This window comes from Bacillus sp. OK048 (assembly GCF_900103525.1).
Taxonomy (GTDB): Bacteria; Bacillota; Bacilli; order Bacillales; family Cytobacillaceae; genus Neobacillus.
The window spans coordinates 621,575-638,813 of the sequence record NZ_FNHN01000001.1 but is presented as its reverse complement, the minus strand read 5'-3'; the positions used below and the strand labels follow the sequence as shown (position 1 = coordinate 638,813).

General features: G+C 37.3%; 19 protein-coding genes. 13 read left to right on the top strand and 6 right to left on the bottom strand.

Translation table 11 applies throughout. The features are described from left to right. Window positions 1-49: 49 nt before the first annotated feature. Window positions 50-172: a GapA-binding peptide SR1P gene (locus BLR86_RS03095; protein WP_090758169.1), complete on the top strand. Its 123-nt coding sequence runs from the start codon at window positions 50-52 to the stop codon at window positions 170-172. Between the two features lie 50 nt (window positions 173-222). Here the strand turns inward: BLR86_RS03095 and BLR86_RS03090 are convergent, their stop codons facing one another. Continuing rightward, window positions 223-1,695, bottom strand: coding sequence for an aminotransferase class I/II-fold pyridoxal phosphate-dependent enzyme (locus BLR86_RS03090; protein ID WP_090758168.1), 1,473 nt, complete (start codon window positions 1,693-1,695; stop codon window positions 223-225). A gap of 207 nt (window positions 1,696-1,902) precedes the next feature. Between BLR86_RS03090 and BLR86_RS03085 the strand changes: the two genes are divergently transcribed. Both BLR86_RS03085 and BLR86_RS03080 read left to right on the top strand, forming a co-directional pair. Next, entirely contained in the window at window positions 1,903-2,862 is a 960-nt protein-coding gene (locus tag BLR86_RS03085) for an NAD(P)H-dependent flavin oxidoreductase (protein ID WP_090758167.1), read from the top strand. A gap of 42 nt (window positions 2,863-2,904) precedes the next feature. Then, complete coding sequence (locus BLR86_RS03080) at window positions 2,905-3,177, top strand: UPF0223 family protein (RefSeq protein WP_090758259.1); 273 nt, start codon at window positions 2,905-2,907, stop codon at window positions 3,175-3,177. A 26-nt stretch (window positions 3,178-3,203) separates the two neighbouring features. Here BLR86_RS03080 and BLR86_RS03075 read toward each other — a convergent pair whose 3' ends face one another. Further along, the gene (locus BLR86_RS03075; protein ID WP_090758166.1) at window positions 3,204-3,836 is read right to left on the bottom strand and encodes a YktB family protein; all 633 of its coding nucleotides are present in this window, start codon (window positions 3,834-3,836) and stop codon (window positions 3,204-3,206) included. Window positions 3,837-4,015: 179 nt separating this feature from the next. Here BLR86_RS03075 and BLR86_RS03070 point away from each other — a divergent pair, with 179 nt between their 5' ends. Together BLR86_RS03070 and BLR86_RS03065 are read left to right on the top strand one after the other, a co-directional pair. Next, entirely contained in the window at window positions 4,016-4,210 is a 195-nt protein-coding gene (locus BLR86_RS03070) for a hypothetical protein (RefSeq protein ID WP_090758165.1), read from the top strand. A gap of 243 nt (window positions 4,211-4,453) precedes the next feature. Beyond that, the gene (locus BLR86_RS03065) at window positions 4,454-5,251 is read left to right on the top strand and encodes an inositol monophosphatase family protein (protein WP_090758164.1); all 798 of its coding nucleotides are present in this window, start codon (window positions 4,454-4,456) and stop codon (window positions 5,249-5,251) included. Window positions 5,252-5,274: 23 nt separating this feature from the next. Here BLR86_RS03065 and BLR86_RS03060 read toward each other — a convergent pair whose 3' ends face one another. Then, the gene (locus tag BLR86_RS03060) at window positions 5,275-5,460 is read right to left on the bottom strand and encodes a YlaF family protein (protein ID WP_090758163.1); all 186 of its coding nucleotides are present in this window, start codon (window positions 5,458-5,460) and stop codon (window positions 5,275-5,277) included. 174 nt (window positions 5,461-5,634) lie between these two features. Between BLR86_RS03060 and typA the strand changes: the two genes are divergently transcribed. Genes typA through BLR86_RS03045 form a run of 3 tightly spaced genes read left to right on the top strand, consistent with a single transcriptional unit; the run spans window position 5,635 to window position 8,122 of the window. Next, entirely contained in the window at window positions 5,635-7,473 is a 1,839-nt protein-coding gene (gene typA / locus BLR86_RS03055; RefSeq protein ID WP_090758162.1) for a translational GTPase TypA, read from the top strand. Between the two features lie 24 nt (window positions 7,474-7,497). Further along, window positions 7,498-7,824 carry a YlaH-like family protein gene (locus tag BLR86_RS03050; RefSeq protein WP_090758161.1) on the top strand — a complete coding sequence of 109 codons (327 nt, stop codon included), beginning with the start codon at window positions 7,498-7,500 and terminating at the stop codon, window positions 7,822-7,824. A 4-nt stretch (window positions 7,825-7,828) separates the two neighbouring features. Continuing rightward, window positions 7,829-8,122, top strand: coding sequence for a hypothetical protein (locus tag BLR86_RS03045; protein ID WP_090758160.1), 294 nt, complete (start codon window positions 7,829-7,831; stop codon window positions 8,120-8,122). A 34-nt stretch (window positions 8,123-8,156) separates the two neighbouring features. Here the strand turns inward: BLR86_RS03045 and BLR86_RS03040 are convergent, their stop codons facing one another. After that, entirely contained in the window at window positions 8,157-8,357 is a 201-nt protein-coding gene (locus tag BLR86_RS03040) for a YlaI family protein (RefSeq protein ID WP_090758159.1), read from the bottom strand. A gap of 359 nt (window positions 8,358-8,716) precedes the next feature. Here BLR86_RS03040 and BLR86_RS03035 point away from each other — a divergent pair, with 359 nt between their 5' ends. Then, window positions 8,717-9,172 carry a pyridoxamine 5'-phosphate oxidase family protein gene (locus BLR86_RS03035; protein ID WP_090758158.1) on the top strand — a complete coding sequence of 152 codons (456 nt, stop codon included), beginning with the start codon at window positions 8,717-8,719 and terminating at the stop codon, window positions 9,170-9,172. A gap of 31 nt (window positions 9,173-9,203) precedes the next feature. On the opposite strand, the gene BLR86_RS03030 is transcribed toward BLR86_RS03035, so the two are convergent. Continuing rightward, complete coding sequence (locus tag BLR86_RS03030) at window positions 9,204-9,788, bottom strand: YhcN/YlaJ family sporulation lipoprotein (RefSeq protein ID WP_090758157.1); 585 nt, start codon at window positions 9,786-9,788, stop codon at window positions 9,204-9,206. Window positions 9,789-9,990: 202 nt separating this feature from the next. Here BLR86_RS03030 and BLR86_RS03025 point away from each other — a divergent pair, with 202 nt between their 5' ends. Next, complete coding sequence (locus tag BLR86_RS03025) at window positions 9,991-11,319, top strand: PhoH family protein (protein ID WP_090758156.1); 1,329 nt, start codon at window positions 9,991-9,993, stop codon at window positions 11,317-11,319. Between the two features lie 52 nt (window positions 11,320-11,371). Here the strand turns inward: BLR86_RS03025 and BLR86_RS03020 are convergent, their stop codons facing one another. Further along, window positions 11,372-11,869 (bottom strand): hypothetical protein, encoded by a 498-nt coding sequence (locus BLR86_RS03020; RefSeq protein WP_090758155.1) that lies wholly within the window; start codon window positions 11,867-11,869, stop codon window positions 11,372-11,374. A gap of 171 nt (window positions 11,870-12,040) precedes the next feature. Between BLR86_RS03020 and BLR86_RS03015 the strand changes: the two genes are divergently transcribed. The 3 genes from BLR86_RS03015 to pyc all read left to right on the top strand — a co-directional run bounded on the left by BLR86_RS03015 (window position 12,041) and on the right by pyc (window position 17,201). Next, complete coding sequence (locus BLR86_RS03015; protein WP_090758257.1) at window positions 12,041-12,322, top strand: Fpa/YlaN family protein; 282 nt, start codon at window positions 12,041-12,043, stop codon at window positions 12,320-12,322. A 171-nt stretch (window positions 12,323-12,493) separates the two neighbouring features. Further along, window positions 12,494-13,699: an FtsW/RodA/SpoVE family cell cycle protein gene (locus BLR86_RS03010; RefSeq protein ID WP_090758154.1), complete on the top strand. Its 1,206-nt coding sequence runs from the start codon at window positions 12,494-12,496 to the stop codon at window positions 13,697-13,699. Between the two features lie 61 nt (window positions 13,700-13,760). Next, on the top strand, window positions 13,761-17,201 hold the full coding sequence (gene pyc, locus BLR86_RS03005) for a pyruvate carboxylase (RefSeq protein ID WP_090758153.1): 3,441 nt from the start codon (window positions 13,761-13,763) through the stop codon (window positions 17,199-17,201). Window positions 17,202-17,239 lie beyond the last annotated feature (38 nt).

Here is a 17,239-nt window from a genome sequence, read left to right as displayed (position 1 = left end):
TGCGTTTTCAATGCAATGTACATTTCATAATGAAAAGGGGATTGAAAAGATGGGTACAATCGTATGCCAAGCTTGTGATTCAACAATTGATCATTTCGAAGACGAAAAAGTAACAGTTCTCTATTCAAGATGTAATTGTTGCGATGACCACCATTCTGAAGAAGAACTATAAAATAATTAATTGAAATAGAAACAGGATTCCTCAAAAGGAATCCTGTATTTTTATTTTATCGCCTTGTATTCCTTAATAACCCGAATCTTTTTAATTTCATCATCTTCAGGTCCTTGAACAGGTAACCCGGCTTCAAGATTTTCCTTAACATAATGAAGGTTTTCTTTTGTGATGATTTCTCCAGGAATAAAAATCGGTATCCCTGGTGGATAAACCATAATAAACTCGGCAATAATTCTTCCTTCGGATTGCTCAAAAGGAATTACTTCTGTTTCAGCATAAAATGCATCTCTAGGTGTTAAGGCTAGAATAGGGATTTCGGGTAGCAGAACTTGGATAGGTTCAATTTTCTCTTTCCGATGTTCTCGTTCTTCAGCAAGCTCCTTTAATGCATGAACTAAAATATCTCCTTCGATATCTGTATCGCCAATCGTTATGATGCAAAGTATGTTGTATAAATCAGACATTTCTACTTCAATATTATGTCTTTCTCTTAACCACTTCTCAACCTCATACCCAGTTAATCCTAATTCTTTTACAGAGATAATTAATTTTGTTGGATCATAATCAAAGGTTGCTTTCGATCCAAGTATTTCTTTACCGACACAATGCAAATGATCAATTTCATTAATACGATTTCGAACCGATTGTGCCAGATCGATTGTTTTATCAATTAACTCTTTTCCTTTAGTAGCTAATTGTTTTCTAGCAACATCAAGGGATGCAAGTAATAAATAGGATGTTGAAGTGGTTGTCAGCATACTAAGGATGGCTTGAACATGCTTTGCGGATACAAGACCCTCTTTTACATTTAAGATGGAGCTCTGGGTCATAGAGCCGCCAAGTTTATGGACGCTAGTTGCCGCCATATCTGCGCCAGCCTGCATGGCTGATAAAGGTAGTTCATCATGGAAATGAATATGAACCCCATGCGCTTCATCCACTAGGACAGGTATGTTATGGGAATGAGCAATTTCTACAATCCTTTTTAAATCTGCAGATATCCCAAAATAAGTTGGGTTAATCACTAGAATGGCTTTCGCATCCGGATGCTGTTTAAGAGCATTTTCGACGGAATCAGTTGTGATGCCATGGGATATCCCTAAATCTTCATCGATTTCTGGATGAATAAACACGGGTATTGCCCCAGAGAATACAATTGCTGACATGATAGATTTATGGACATTTCTAGGGACAATAATTTTATCCTCTGGTCCACATACAGCCATAATCATTGCGATAATTGCACCGCTAGTTCCTTGTACTGAAAAGAAGGTTCTATCTGCCCCGAAAGCTTCTGCAGCTAGATCTTGTGCTTGTTTAATGATTCCCTTTGGCTGGTGTAGATCATCGAGTGGACCTATATTGATTAAGTCAATTGATAAGGCGTTATCCCCAATGAAATTTCGAAAATCAGGATCGATTCCAACCCCTTTTTTATGACCAGGAATATGAAATTGGACAGGATTTTTTTTTGCATGTTCTAATAAACCGCTAAATAACGGTGTTTGATTTTGAGACAATTTATTCCCACACCTCTTTATATAAAAATGCTTTTATTGTATAAATCACAAAACAAAAGAATTATAGCACTAATACCACTGCTTGCATAGAATTTTTTGGCGATGGGAAACTACTTTTTCTAGTCGTCAGGTTAGTTTCTCAATAAAACAGGAAAATTAACCTTTAGGAGCGAAATATGAGGGTATCAAGAATTAGGAGGGGTTTGGTTGAACTGGCAAACAAGGGTAACGAACATTCTTAATATCCAGTATCCAATTATCCAAGGAGGGTTAGCGTATTTAGCCTATTCAGATCTCGCCGCAGCTGTTTCCAATGCTGGTGGACTTGGACAAATTACTGCGATGTCTCTTGAAAATCCAATACAGCTTCGCGAGGAAATAAGAAAAGTTAAGCAATTGACGAATAAACCATTTGGTGTTAATTACGCAATCGGGCAGCATAATAGGCCTTTTGAAGAAATGCTTCAAGTTGCAATTGATGAGGACGTTCCAGTTGTATCCATGACAGGAGGAAATCCTGCACCTATCTTTGAACAGTTAGAAGGTACTTCCATAAAAAAATTAGTTCTTGTCGCCGCGAGAAGGCAGGCTGAAAAAGCGGAAGAACTTGGTGCTGATGCCGTCATGGTAGTGGGACAGGAAGGAGGCGGACATCTTGGCAGGGATGATATTGGGACGATTGTATTGATCCCGCAGGTAGTTGATGCTGTATCAATTCCTGTGATAGCTTCCGGAGGGATTGGCGATGGCCGCGGACTTATGGCCGCACTTAGCTTGGGTGCAGAGGGAATTGAAATGGGGACAAGATTTATTGCTACCAAGGAGTGCGTCCATGCAAATGAACTTTATAAAAAACGGCTTATAGAAGGGTCAGAGTCCAGCACGGTAGTTATTAAAAGGTCATTAGGAGCACCAGCACGGGCTATGTCTAATACATGGACAAACCGTATATTAGACATTGAGAAAAATCATGCTACTTACGAACAATTGAAGAACTATATTAGCGGACAGGCTAACAAACGATATATATATGAAGGGGTGGAAGATGAGGGGTTTGCATGGGCCGGTCAGGTGATGGGACTAATAAAAGATATCCCAACTGTTGCACAATTATTTAGTCAAATGATTAGTGACGCAGAAAAAATTCGTGAAAAATGGGCAAAATAACGGTATTATACATATATGAAAATAAAATTAGCAGGTGAGGATTTGGAATATCAATACCCGATAGATTACCATTGGACAACGGATGAAATAGTGGATGTTATAAAATTCTATGAGGCAATTGAAAAAGCTTATGAAAAAGGAATCAATCGTGATGAATTAATGGCTATTTACCGCCGGTTTAAGGAAATCGTTCCGAGTAAAGCGGAAGAAAAAACATTGTGTAGTGAATTTGAAAACATTAGCGGTTATTCTTCTTATAGGGCGATAAAAAAAGCAAAAGATGCATCCGCAGGTGATAGGATCACTATGAAATAAAATAAAAAACTCCACCTTGGAGTTTTTTATTTTATATTTTGTGCAATTTTATATAAAGGTGCTACTTTTTCAAACACATTATCTACAATCTTTAGAAATTCATCTGCATCCATGTTTGTTGCTGTTTCTCGGCTAATTTCATAGCCGCACAATAATTCAGCCTTTTTTACTTCTCTTAGCCTTTCAAACATGCTTCGTAAATCTTCTTTTGAAAGCTTCCCATGCTGGTACGATTCTGTTTTCATATGGTCTAAAGACCAAACAAAATCTTTCGGGATTTCTTTATAGATTTTGTTTATCTTTTTTGTTAATCTTGCAGCAATTTCCGGTTTCTGCGGTGCCTCATATATGACTGCAAACCAAATGAAAACATGAGTATTCCACAGTCCAATTTGAAAATGGGGAAGCATTTTATAACCGCGGGGGTTATTTGCAAAGGCTACCCAAGTATCCTTTGGAGGATTGATTGTCCTTCTTGCATGTTTAGCGACATGAGCAAACATTTCATCACCGGTTACTGATGCTAATGTTGGTGCAAAGTGATGCCCTAGAACTGTTAATTTCGGACGAATTCTCTCAATTAGTGCTTCCATCCTTGCCTCTAAACCATCGATTTGAAAAACTTCGAAGTCTTCATTTTTAAATCCAGTAAAATCCATTTTACTTCCTCCACGTGTTGACATTTGTCATATATTGTAGCATATCAGCAAAAATTCATGAACCATCATGCTTATATAGGTTAATGCACAAATTAGTTGCAACCTTGCATGGTGACTCATATTATATTACTAAAAATAGTCAGAAAAATTAAATAATAATTTGAAGGGAGAAAGCTATTATGAAACAACTAATGAATACTTCTCTAAAAAAAGTAGGCGAGAAAGAAAGAACTGCCTATTTACGTTTAGAAATGGATTATGAACTTTCCACTTTATTTGAAGCTCTAGAAGAGAAAAATGAGAAAAAAATGAAGGAATGTAAACAAAAGTTAGAAAAAATCCGCCAAGAGTTAGTAAAATTAAAAGCTCTTTGATAAATTGTTTTCAAAGGGGATATTATTTAGAATGAAAAGAAAGAATTTCATATGGAATTATTAGAACGAACTCTGTGATGGAAGTAGAGAGTTCGTTTATTGTTGTGCGTTAGTAACGATAATTTTATTGAAAATCAGCTATTGGGCAGGCTAAGGAGTTGAAGGCGCAGCTTAATTTGTTTAAGCTAAAGATATACAAAATAGCTTTACATACATTAATTTTTAAGAAATTGGAGGGAATTTATGGACTGGGAATATATTGATCTTCATGCTAAGCAATGGATTATGGAAGCTGGGGATAAAATTCGGGATTCATTTGATAAAACCTTAAATATTCAAACAAAATCCGATCCTAACGATTTGGTTACAAATATGGATAAAGAAATTGAACAATTTTTTATCAATAAAATTAAGGGGAATTTTCCGAATCATCGAGTTTTTGGTGAAGAAGGGTTTGGTGACGAAATAAAAAATCTTGATGGGGTCGTTTGGATCATTGACCCGATAGATGGAACGATGAATTTTATTCATCAACAGCGGAATTTTGCGATATCCCTTGCCGTTTTTGAAAATGGTATAGGGAAAATTGGACTTATTTATGATGTAGCTCATGGTGAACTATATCATGCTATTAATGGCAAAGGTGCTTTTATGAATGGCACTCCGCTGCCTACTTTAAGTAAAAAGACTGTGAAAGAATCGATCATCGCATTAAATGCTACTTGGGTGATGGAGAATCATCGTATCGACCATAAGCTTATTATTCCCTTAGTAAAAGATGCCAGAGGGACTAGATCCTATGGTACGGCTGCACTTGAAATGGTATTTGTGGCAACTGGAAGAGTGGATGCCTATATATCAATGAGGCTGTCACCTTGGGATATTGCTGCTGGTGCTGTTATTATTGGAGAACTTGGTGGAGTTGTTACTAATTTAAAAGGGGGAAAATTAGACTTTCTAACAAAGGATTCACTACTCGCAGCAAAACCAGGATTGCACCAAACGATCATAAATGACTATCTCAAAGAAGGGAAATGGTAAAAAGAAGCTAAAATAGGCTTCTTTTACCATTTTCCATTTACCCGCAATTTAGCTTTTGTTTTAAATCCAAATCCCATAACAAGAATGACCGCTACTATACTAACGATCACCCCTAAAATACTTTCTTCTCCAATTGCAACACCTATGCCCATAATACTTATTGTTGCGAGTACTGCATAAACGACAAAAATCCATTTAATTCGCTTCATTTTTCCTTTTCCCCTTTGTTAAATAGATCAAGTAATTGTAATCGAATATAATTTATAGTTTTATTCTACATAAAATGCGTTTAGTTTTCCACCATTAATGTGGTATAATACTTGAGCCATATATGGGAAACTATAAATAGCTTAATTTTTGAAATAGAGGCAGGAGTGAAACACTTGAAAAAAAGAGAAGATATTCGCAATATAGCAATCATCGCACACGTTGACCACGGGAAAACGACTATGGTTGACCAATTATTAAAGCAGGCAGGAACATTTCGTTCGAACGAGCATGTAGAAGAACGTGCGATGGACTCAAATGACATCGAGAGAGAACGTGGTATTACAATTCTTGCTAAGAACACCGCAATTCAATATAAAGATACAAGAATCAATATTTTGGATACTCCTGGTCATGCTGATTTTGGCGGCGAGGTTGAACGTATCATGAAAATGGTTGATGGTGTTTTGTTGATTGTAGATGCTTATGAAGGAACAATGCCACAAACCCGTTTTGTTTTGAAAAAGGCATTAGAGCAAAATTTAACTCCAATAGTAGTTGTTAATAAAATTGACCGTGACTTTGCTCGTCCATTAGAAGTAGTAGATGAAGTAATTGATTTATTTATTGAGCTTGATGCAAATGAAGAACAGCTTGAATTCCCAGTTATTTATGCTTCTGGTATTAATGGAACTGCCAGCACGGATCCTGAAAAACAGGATGAAAACATGCAATGTTTATATGATGCCATTGTTGAGCACATCCCATCACCAATTGACAATCGTGATGAGCCTCTGCAATTCCAAGTTGCTCTTCTTGATTATAATGATTATGTTGGAAGAATTGGGATCGGGCGCGTTTTCCGTGGCACCATGCATGTCGGCCAGCAGGTTGCCTTAATGAAAATCGATGGTTCAGTAAAACAATTTCGCGTAACAAAAATATTCGGTTTCTTTGGTTTAAAACGTCAAGAAATTCAAGAGGCAGTAGCAGGCGATTTGATTGCTGTTTCTGGGATGGAAGATATTAATGTCGGTGAAACAGTTTGTCCAGTTGAACACCAAGATGCATTGCCAATTCTAAGAATTGATGAACCAACGTTACAAATGACCTTTGTTGTAAACAACAGCCCATTTGCTGGTAGAGAAGGGAAGTACCTAACTTCTAGAAAGGTTGAAGAAAGACTACTTGCTCAACTTCAAACAGATGTAAGCTTACGTGTTGAAAATACAGATTCACCAGATGCATGGATTGTATCAGGCCGTGGAGAGCTTCATTTATCCATTCTGATTGAAAACATGCGTCGTGAAGGCTATGAACTTCAAGTTTCTAAGCCTGAAGTAATTGTAAAAGAAATTGATGGTGTTCGTTGTGAGCCAATTGAAAGAGTTCAAATTGATGTACCTGAAGAGCATACAGGTTCTATAATGGAATCAATTGGTGCACGCAAAGGCGAAATGATTGATATGATTAACAATGGCTCTGGTCAAGTACGATTAATCTTTAATGTCCCAGCACGTGGACTAATAGGCTACACCACAGAATTCTTAACCATGACTCGTGGTTATGGAATTATTAATCACACATTTGACAGCTACCAGCCAATGCTTCAAGGTCAAGTGGGCGGAAGACGTCAAGGTGTGCTAGTATCAATGGAATCAGGAAAAGCTTCTACTTATGGTATTATGAATGTTGAGGACCGTGGAACAATTTTCGTTGAACCTGGTACTGAAATATACGAAGGTATGATTGTTGGCGAACACACGCGCGAAAATGATATAACCGTTAATATCACAAAAGTAAAGCAGGCTACAAACGTTCGTTCAGCAAACAAGGACCAAACTTCTGTTATTAAAAAACCAAGAATCATGACATTAGAGGAGTCTTTGGAGTATCTTAACGAAGATGAATACTGTGAAGTAACACCGGAATCCATTCGTATGCGTAAAAAAATCCTAGATAAAAATGAACGTGAAAGAATGGCTAAAAAGAAAAAAACAGCAGAATTAAGCTAATATCTGTTCGGGGGAGGTTTTCGTGTGAATGTAGCAGATCGGCTATCATTTTTTCCAGCTCTCTATAACGTAACCGAAAATCCAAAAATGGGAATGTGGCTGCTTTATCTTACCATTGTAGCCCTGTCCATTTTGGTTTATAAACTTGGCTTTGCCCAAAAGCTGCCTCTTGGTAAATCCATTTTGATCTATATCTTTTTGGCAGCAGGATGCACGATTCTAACTGCACTAGGAATCTTTTTACCAATAACAGAGGGTCTTGTTGTTGCAGCCTTAATATTAATCATCTACAAAATTCGCCTTCATAATTCCAAAAAGCAGCAAGCTCAAAGCGAAGTAATGGGGGACTAGAAACATGAGATCGGTACAGGATGCACTCTATAATTGGCTCTCGATAAAGGTTGTCTGTGATGCTCGTCCAGAAGATACGGCAGCAAGAGAAACGTTAGACCTTTTTAATGGGATTATTAAGGATGAACATCATCTAACAAATATTGATGTGACAACTGATGAAATGATGTATTATGTTTCCTTTACCCATGAAGGAGAAGCGAAGAAAACCCGGTTTCCTCGTGAACTCATCGAGGTAATGCTCAACCAAATAAACCAAGAGCCAGATAAATATTGCAACTTTCCAATTGAAGATTAAAAAAATGCCAATTCCATTGCGGAATTGGCATTTTTTACCATTCATCCTTCTCGGACTTTGTACTGTAAAATCTAAAGTTACCTGTTTCAATTCTCGCTTTCGTCTTTTCGGAAATTCTACTACTACAGTCATCGCACATATATGTATGGATTGGACGATTTCGAAGCCGTTTTGCCTCGAAGGATTCATCTTCTATCGATTCAATTTTGTCGCAGATAACACATTTTACTCTCATCATACACCTCAAGTTCATTCTATCTTACTTTGTTATATAGTATATCATGCAAGTAAGCTAACAGGAAAATCAATTGTGATTAAGTTGCTGAAAAAAACAGATAATAGTACTATGAGATTATCTGTTTTTTACATTAGGCTGTGTTAAAGGTTATTGTTGATTTTATAGCCTGTTGATTTGCGCGGAAGGCACGAGACTCCTGCGGGACTAGCAGGTCAGGGTGAGACCCCGCAGGCGCGCAGCGGCGAGGAGGCTCACCGACCGCCCGCGGAAAGCGAAGTGCCTGGAGCGCAAATCAACAGTCTTGTTAACACAGCCTTAAATTAAAGAGTATGGAACTGAATGAAGGGGATGTAAAGATGGTGAATCAAGTGGAACCAAAACTCATTAAGCCATTATTTGATGAGTTGCAAAAAGAAAGGTTTGTAACATTAGCTACAGTGGATTTTGAGACAGGTGGTCCCAATGTAGGAGCAATTTCTTGGATTTTAGCAAAAAATGAACAAACCATCTATTTTGCAGTAGATCATAAATCGAGAATTATTCAAAATATCACCCATAATAGTAAAGCGGTTATTAATTTGATTGCGAATGAATCTACATATTCTATCCAGGGTGATGCGGTCTTAAAAGTGGAGCGTCTTTCCGAAGTTCCATTAAAGCTGGGTTTGATTGAATTCAAGATTAATGAGGTTAGAGACGTAATGTTCTATGGTTCAAAAATTGTCATCGAACCACAGTATGACAAAACCTATGACAAAAACGCAGCTGCCAAATTAGATAAGCAAGTAATGGATGCATTGAAAAAAGCTTAGTCGATGACTAAGCTTTTATTCAGGCTCTTTTCTATTTGAGATGATTAGATTGGTCTTCCTGGTCTTCCTCTAAGCTTTTCTTTTGGTCATTTGGAAGTTGTTTCTTTGGTTCCTCTGGAGCGTTCTTAGGATTTGGCTCTATCATATTTCCGGGTATCTCTGGCATTAACCTTCCTGCAACATCTGCAAGTTCCTCCATAATACCTTGTATGGGTCTTCCCTTTTTAATATCCGCTGAAATTTCTTTTAATCGCTGGTTGGTGTCTACATCTGCTACAACAATGGCGCGTGCACCATACGGGTCTTTCTTTAAACTTTCAGCAACTGAATACTTGATGGTCCCAACTTGCGAGCGCTCAATCTTTGAATTCACATCGATACCAACAATTGCATATCTGCCAAATACAACAGCTGTAGCATCATGAACGTTTGGAATACTTGTAGCAAGTTCAACTAGACGTTTAGAAACTTCTTGGCCAGTTTTTCGATCTACTTCTTCAATATAACTGTTCTTTACGTTAACTAATGATTGCTTCTCATTATTTTGAGCATTGTTTGTGTTGTTACAAGCAGCTAAAGCCAAGAATACCATAGTAAACATGAGAATCCTTTTCATTTTAAAAATTCACCCCTATATAGAGTTAGATAAACAATTCATATATAACTGGAGTTTTGTTATCTCCAACATACATTTATTGTGCGGAAATCCTTCTATCTTTATTCGAACAAACATATATTTTAACAAAGTCCTATCTAGCAATAGGTTAGTTCAAAAATTATTAGCTAACCAATCAACTAGAAAAAGTGGAGGCGTCGCTTTGAGTAAAATATACGTGTTAGATACAAACGTCTTATTACAAGACCCGTATTCCATATTCTCTTTCGAAGATAATGAAGTTGTCATTCCTGCAGTTGTCCTTGAAGAAGTGGACTCAAAGAAAAGATACATGGATGAAATAGGAAGAAATGCCCGCCATGTATCAAAATTAATCGATGGATTGCGTGCTACAGGTAAGCTTCATGAAAAAATACCACTTGAAAATGGTGGGACGATTAGAATTGAACTTAATCATCGTGCATTTCATGAATTACAAGAAATATTTGTTGAGAAAACAAATGATAATCGTATTCTTGCAGTTGCCAAAAATTTATCTACAGAAGAACAATTAAAGGAAAATGGAAAGCCTGTTATCCTCGTTAGCAAGGATACCTTGGTTCGGGTAAAGGCCGATGCCATTGGGTTAACAGCAGAGGATTTTTTAAGTGACAGGGTGGTGGAAATTGACCATATATATACTGGCTTTTTAGAAGTCTTTTTACCTGGAGAATTGCTGGGAACTTTTTATGAAAAAGGCGAACTATCATTAACCGAAGTTGGAAAATATTCATTTTATCCGAACCAATTCTTAATAATGAAAGACGCTTTAGGAGGATCTGCTTCAGCTTTAGGGATGGTGGATATAACTGGGAAAAAAGTTAAAAAACTTGCCATTAATCAAGAACATGTTTGGGGGATTCACCCTAGGAATGTGCAGCAAACAATGGCAATTGAGTTATTGGTTCGCAAGGATATACCGCTTATAACCTTAATAGGTAAAGCAGGGACAGGCAAAACCTTACTAGCTTTGGCAGCTGGATTAATGCAGACAGAAGACTTCAGGGAGTTTAAAAAGCTATTAGTAGCTAGACCGATTGTACCTGTTGGCAAGGATTTAGGATATTTACCTGGAGAAAAACAAGAAAAACTTAGACCTTGGATGCAGCCGATTTTTGATAATCTCGAATATCTATTTAATACGAAGAAACCTGGTGAATTAGATGCTATTTTAGCAGGATTGGGTTCGATTGAGGTAGAAGCATTAACCTATATTCGCGGTAGAAGCCTTCCGAAACAATTTATCATTATTGATGAAGCACAAAATTTAACGAAACATGAAGTAAAAACCATTTTAACGCGTGTAGGGGAAAACAGCAAAATTGTTTTAATGGGTGACCCAGAGCAAATTGATCATCCATATCTTGATGCCTACAATAACGGTTTAACCTATGTCGTTGAACGTTTTAAAGATCAAACAATTTCTGGGCATGTAAAGTTATTAAAAGGTGAGCGGTCGGGATTAGCAAGACTGGCTGCAGATTTGTTATAAATTATCGTTATTATACGCGCAAAACGGGTCCCAAAATGGCACCCGTTGTTTCCTATTTAACAATAAATTCTTTGACGTTCTTAATTGGTGTTAGTCGGTTCGAACCATCTCCGAAATAAATATGGACAGGTCCGTCTTCTGTAAGTGGTTTCCCCATATCTGAAAAACCAAGAATGAGATCATTTGCAAGTTCAAGCGGAATCTCATATGCTGAAGTTTCCGTTTTTATGATTAAAGTAACAGCCTGTTCAGCAGGTTCTGCATTTTTTAAAAAGGGCTGAAACGGGATGCCGAAAGTTCCTGTTAACATCTTCTCTTTTTCATATTTCTTTTCTGTTTTTAAGGTTGGTGGATAGACAGCACCCTCCATTATTTCTCGATCCCAATGTTTAGAAACAGACTTAGTATATTCTTCTAGTCCGTTATCATTTTTATAAGGAGAAGAAAAGTAAGTAGATAAATCAACTTTACGATCATCAAATATCCAGACAGTGGGATCCAGAGTAATTGAATGTTTAACTTTGCCAGATAGTAGTATTATGTTTTCCATCTTTCATTCCTCCCGTTCATATCTATAAAGTATACCGTAAAGAGAGGGAATGTAATATACATAAAATTAAGGAACAATGTAACATATACGTGATTGTTCTTGCATTTTTCTATGGTAAAAGGTAAAATTTATAGATAAGTTGGGTTATCGCTCTGAATGGGGGGATCAATGTTGGCGTCTGAAATGATTGTAAATCATCAGGAAAAAGCATTTGCCTTATTACAGGCAGACGCTGAAAAAATATTAAAGCTTATTAAAGTGCAAATGGAAAATCTCACGATGCCTCAATGCCCACTTTATGAAGAGGTATTGGATACGCAAATGTTCGGATTATCGAGAGAGATAGAATTTGCGGTTAGATTAGGCTTAATTGAAGTCAAGGATGGCAAAGCGATTCTAGATAAATTAGAAAGAGAATTATCTGCGCTTCATGAAGCATCCATTAGAAAATAGCTAAAAAACTCAAACAATAATGATGTGTTGTTTGAGTTTTTTATTATCTATTGTTATTTTCAGAATTTTCCCATTCGAAAAATAGAATTATATAACTTTTCTTCAACTAATTCGATGGATTTTCTATTATAATAGCAATAACGACAATTTTAAAAACGAGGAAGTTGTTATATGTTAAAAAAAATATTAAAATCCTATGATTATTCATTAATTATTGCAATCATCCTATTATCCTTATTTGGATTAGTGATGGTATATAGTGCAAGTATGGCGTCAGCTGTTCAAAGATGGGGGTATTCGAGTGATCATTTTTACCAAAGACAAAAAATATTTTTAATAGGGGCGAGTGTGGTATTTATTTTTACTGCATTTTTTCCGTATAAAATTATGAAAAGTACAAAATTTCTTTTACCTATGGTAAGTATTTCAATTTTGGGGCTAGCAGGCCTTTTTATATTTGGACATGTTGCGGGTAATGCCCAGAGCTGGTTTAAAATCGGTCCATTTAGCCTGCAACCAGCCGAGTTTGTTAAAATATTTGTCATTATTTACTTGTCTGCAGTGTATGCAAAAAAGCAGGCATATATTAATAAATTTAATCATGGAGTTTTGCCTCCTTTAGCCTACCTTGTCATTGTATGTGGATTAATTGCTTTGCAGCCTGACTTTGGAACTGCAATGATCATTTGTTTAATAGCAGGTGCAATAATTATTTCATCTGGAATGAACATTAAAAATATAACAAAGTTAATTCTACTTGCTCTTCTTTTAGCCACTCCCTTACTTATTTTCTTAAAGGGTGAAATTTTTTCAGAGAAACAATTAGAGCGTTTTACGGTTTTAAGTGATCCATTTAAGTATGAATTGGATATAGGTTTTCAGCTAACAAATTCATATATTGCTATCGGCTCGGGAGGGGTAAATGGCTTAGGTTTAGGGAAAAGTGTTCAGAAGCTAGGGTATTTACCAGATGTCCACACGGACTTCATTATGGCAGTCATTGCAGAAGAGTTAGGGATATGGGGAGTTAGCTTCGTAATCCTTACTCTAGGTTATATTGTACTAAGGGGGATCTATCTGGGACTTCGTTGTAAAGATCCATTTGGAAGCTTATTAGCAATTGGGGTGTCTAGTATGATTGGCATACAGTCTTTTATTAACCTAGCGGGTGTTTCAGGAGTTATACCCCTAACAGGTGTTCCGCTACCGTTTGTTAGCTATGGAGGCTCTTCACTAATACAACTAGCAATTGCCTCTGGTATTCTAGTAAATGTCTCAATGTTTGTTAAATATGAAAATAATTATAAACAAACAAATTTAGAACCAGTAAAAAAACAAAAGCAACAAAATGAAAATGTATATCAATTTCGAACATAGCGTTGGGATTTTTGATTTCCCAGCGCTTTTATATAATTAAGAAAGATAGAGGTGCTTACAATTGACAAGACAAATTAATAAAGTGTTAGTAGCAAACAGAGGGGAAATTGCTATCCGGGTTTTTCGGGCTTGTACTGAATTAAATATCCAAACGGTTGCAATTTATTCAAGGGAAGATACAGGTGCTTACCATCGCTATAAAGCTGATGAGGCTTACTTAGTTGGTGAAGGAAAGAAACCGATTGATGCCTATTTAGATATTGATGGTATTATCGAAATCGCAAAGTTTAGTGGAGCGAATGCCATCCATCCTGGATATGGGTTTCTTTCAGAAAACATCCATTTTGCAAGGCGCTGTGAAGAAGAAGGAATTATTTTTATCGGACCAACATCCAGCCATCTTGATATGTTTGGTGACAAGGTAAAGGCAAGGAAGCAGGCCGAATTGGCGGGAATTCCAGTAATCCCCGGCAGTGATGGACCAGTACACACGATAAGCGAAGTACAGGAATTTACACAAAACCATGGTTTCCCCATCATTGTTAAAGCAGCACTTGGCGGCGGTGGACGCGGTATGAGGATCGTAAGAACTCATGATGAAATGCAAGAGGCGTTTGACCGTGCTAGGTCAGAAGCAAAGGCAGCCTTTGGCAGTGATGAAGTATACCTTGAAAAATTAATTGAAAATCCCAAACATATTGAGGTCCAAATATTTGGAGACAAGAACGGTAACATCATCCATTTATATGACCGTGATTGTTCTGTACAACGCCGCCATCAAAAAGTAGTGGAAGTTGCTCCAAGTGTTTCCATTTCTAATGCACTGCGTGAGGAAATTTGTGCGGCAGCAGTTAAATTGATGAAAAATGTAGCTTACTTAAACGCTGGGACGGTTGAATTTCTAGTTTCAGGTCAGGATTTTTATTTTATTGAAGTGAATCCAAGAATCCAGGTTGAACACACCGTGACAGAAATGGTAACTGGTATTGATATTGTACATACACAGATTTTAGTTGCTGAAGGGCAGGATTTACACAGTCCAATTGTTGGGATTCCTCCACAGGATGAAATTCGGATTAACGGTTTTGCTATCCAATCTCGTGTAACAACAGAAGATCCATTAAATAATTTTATGCCTGATACTGGAAAGATTATGGCCTATCGATCTGGCGGAGGATTTGGTGTTCGTCTTGATGCGGGAAATGGTTTTCAGGGAGCGGTCATTACACCATATTATGATTCTTTACTTGTGAAACTTTCCACATGGGCATTAACCTTTGAACAGGCAGCATCAAAAATGGTTCGTAACCTTAGAGAATTTAGAATTCGGGGGATTAAAACCAATATTCCGTTCCTAGAAAATGTAGTAAGACATGAGAAGTTTAGACGAGGGGAATATGATACATCTTTTATCGATACAACCCCTGAGTTATTTGTATTTCCAGTTAGTAAAGACCGTGGAACTAAAATGCTCTCCTATATTGGAAACGTAACCGTAAATGGGTTCCCAGGTATTGAAAAAAAGAAAAGACCAGTTTTTACAAAACCGCGCATTCCTAAATTAAACTATGATTTTCCTTACCAAGAAGGAACAAAACAAATACTGGATCAAAGCGGTGCAGATGGCCTAGTTCAATGGATTAAGAATCAAAACCAGGTATTATTAACAGATACCACCTTTCGGGATGCACATCAGTCATTGTTGGCGACAAGGGTTCGAACAACAGACATTTTGCATATTGCCGAGCCAACAGCAAAACTTTTGCCTAACTTATTTTCTTTTGAAATGTGGGGTGGAGCAACGTTTGATGTAACGTATCGTTTTTTAAAAGAAGATCCATGGGAACGGCTGCAAATGCTTCGGAAAAAAATTCCGAATGTTCTGTTTCAAATGTTAATCCGCGGTTCAAACGCAGTGGGTTATAAAAATTATCCAGACAATCTCATCCGCGAATTTGTAAGTAAATCAGCGAAAGAAGGGATTGATGTCTTCCGAGTTTTTGACAGTTTAAACTGGGTTCCGGGCATGGAAATTGCAATTGAAGCGGTTCGAGACAGTGGGAAGATTGCTGAAGCTGCCATTTGTTATACAGGTGATATACTTGATCAAACGAGAGTGAAATATGATCTGAACTATTATAAGGCACTAGCAAAAGAACTAGAAAATCAAGGGGCACATATATTAGGAATAAAGGACATGGCGGGCTTACTAAAACCAGAAGCAGCCTATCGGCTTATTTCTGAATTAAAAGAGACAATCGACATTCCGATTCATCTTCATACTCATGATACTAGCGGAAATGGTATATTCACATATGCACGTGCTATAGATGGAGGAGTGGATATTGTAGATACTGCTTTGAGTACGATGGCGGGGCTTACCTCACAGCCAAGCGCAAATTCTCTTTATTATGCACTTCAAGGTAAAGATAGGGGAGCAAATGTTAATAGTGAGGCCCTTGAACAGCTTTCTTACTATTGGGAGGATGTCCGAAAATATTACCACGATTTTGAAAGTGGCATGATAGCACCACATTCAGAGGTTTACCAGCATGAAATGCCTGGAGGTCAATACAGTAATCTTCAGCAGCAGGCCAAGGGCGTCGGACTTGGTGATCAGTGGGAAGAAGTGAAACAAATGTATACACGTGTGAATCATTTGTTCGGCGATATCGTGAAGGTTACTCCTTCTTCTAAGGTAGTAGGTGATATGGCACTGTTTATGGTCCAAAACAATTTATCAGAAGCGGATGTTTTAAATAATGGTGGCTCAATTGATTTTCCGGATTCCGTAGTAGAATTGTTTCAAGGGTATTTGGGGCAGCCGCATCAAGGCTTTCCTGCCGAATTGCAGCGAGTGATCTTAAAAGGTAAAAAACCTTTGGAGGTTCGACCAGGAGAACTGCTCCCCGATGTTAATTTTGAAGAAATAAAGGAAGAGTTAGTTAAAGAAATTGGGCAGGATGTTTCGGAGCTTGATATTATTTCATATGCACTTTATCCTAAGGTTTTTAAAGAATATGTGGATACAGTAAATCTTTTTGGAAATATATCTTTTTTAGATACACCAACTTTCCTTTATGGTCTTCGCCTAGGTGAAGAAATTGAAGTAGAGATTGAAACAGGAAAAACGCTCATTGTTAAACTAGTATCCATTGGTCAACCACAGACAGATGGCACACGAATCGTATACTTTGAACTAAATGGTCAACCACGTGAGGTAAACATTAAAGATGAGAGTATCAAAGCAGCTGTTCTATCTAGATTAAAAGCTGACCCGAAGAATGAAACCCATATATCTGCGACAATGCCGGGTACTGTTGTTAAAGTATTGGTGGAAAAAGGGGAAAGCGTGGAACGAGGCGACCACCTCATGATTACAGAAGCTATGAAAATGGAAACAACCGTCCAAGCTCCTTTTTCAGGGATAATTAAAGAGCTCTACGTAAAAAATGAAGATGCTATTCAAACAGGCGATTTACTTCTAGAATTAGATAAATAAACAAATAAAAAAAGTTGCCAAGTAATATGGCAACTTTT

Coding starts and splice junctions, on each gene's coding strand:
- BLR86_RS03095 (WP_090758169.1), top strand. CDS start 50: ATGGGTACAATCGTATGCCAAGCTTGTGATTCAACAATTGATCATTTC.
- BLR86_RS03075 (WP_090758166.1), bottom strand. CDS start 3,836: ATGGATTTTACTGGATTTAAAAATGAAGACTTCGAAGTTTTTCAAATC.
- BLR86_RS03070 (WP_090758165.1), top strand. CDS start 4,016: ATGAAACAACTAATGAATACTTCTCTAAAAAAAGTAGGCGAGAAAGAA.
- BLR86_RS03065 (WP_090758164.1), top strand. CDS start 4,454: ATGGACTGGGAATATATTGATCTTCATGCTAAGCAATGGATTATGGAA.
- BLR86_RS03060 (WP_090758163.1), bottom strand. CDS start 5,460: ATGAAGCGAATTAAATGGATTTTTGTCGTTTATGCAGTACTCGCAACA.
- BLR86_RS03045 (WP_090758160.1), top strand. CDS start 7,829: ATGAGATCGGTACAGGATGCACTCTATAATTGGCTCTCGATAAAGGTT.
- BLR86_RS03040 (WP_090758159.1), bottom strand. CDS start 8,357: ATGAGAGTAAAATGTGTTATCTGCGACAAAATTGAATCGATAGAAGAT.
- BLR86_RS03035 (WP_090758158.1), top strand. CDS start 8,717: ATGGTGAATCAAGTGGAACCAAAACTCATTAAGCCATTATTTGATGAG.
- BLR86_RS03030 (WP_090758157.1), bottom strand. CDS start 9,788: ATGAAAAGGATTCTCATGTTTACTATGGTATTCTTGGCTTTAGCTGCT.
- BLR86_RS03020 (WP_090758155.1), bottom strand. CDS start 11,869: ATGGAAAACATAATACTACTATCTGGCAAAGTTAAACATTCAATTACT.
- BLR86_RS03010 (WP_090758154.1), top strand. CDS start 12,494: ATGTTAAAAAAAATATTAAAATCCTATGATTATTCATTAATTATTGCA.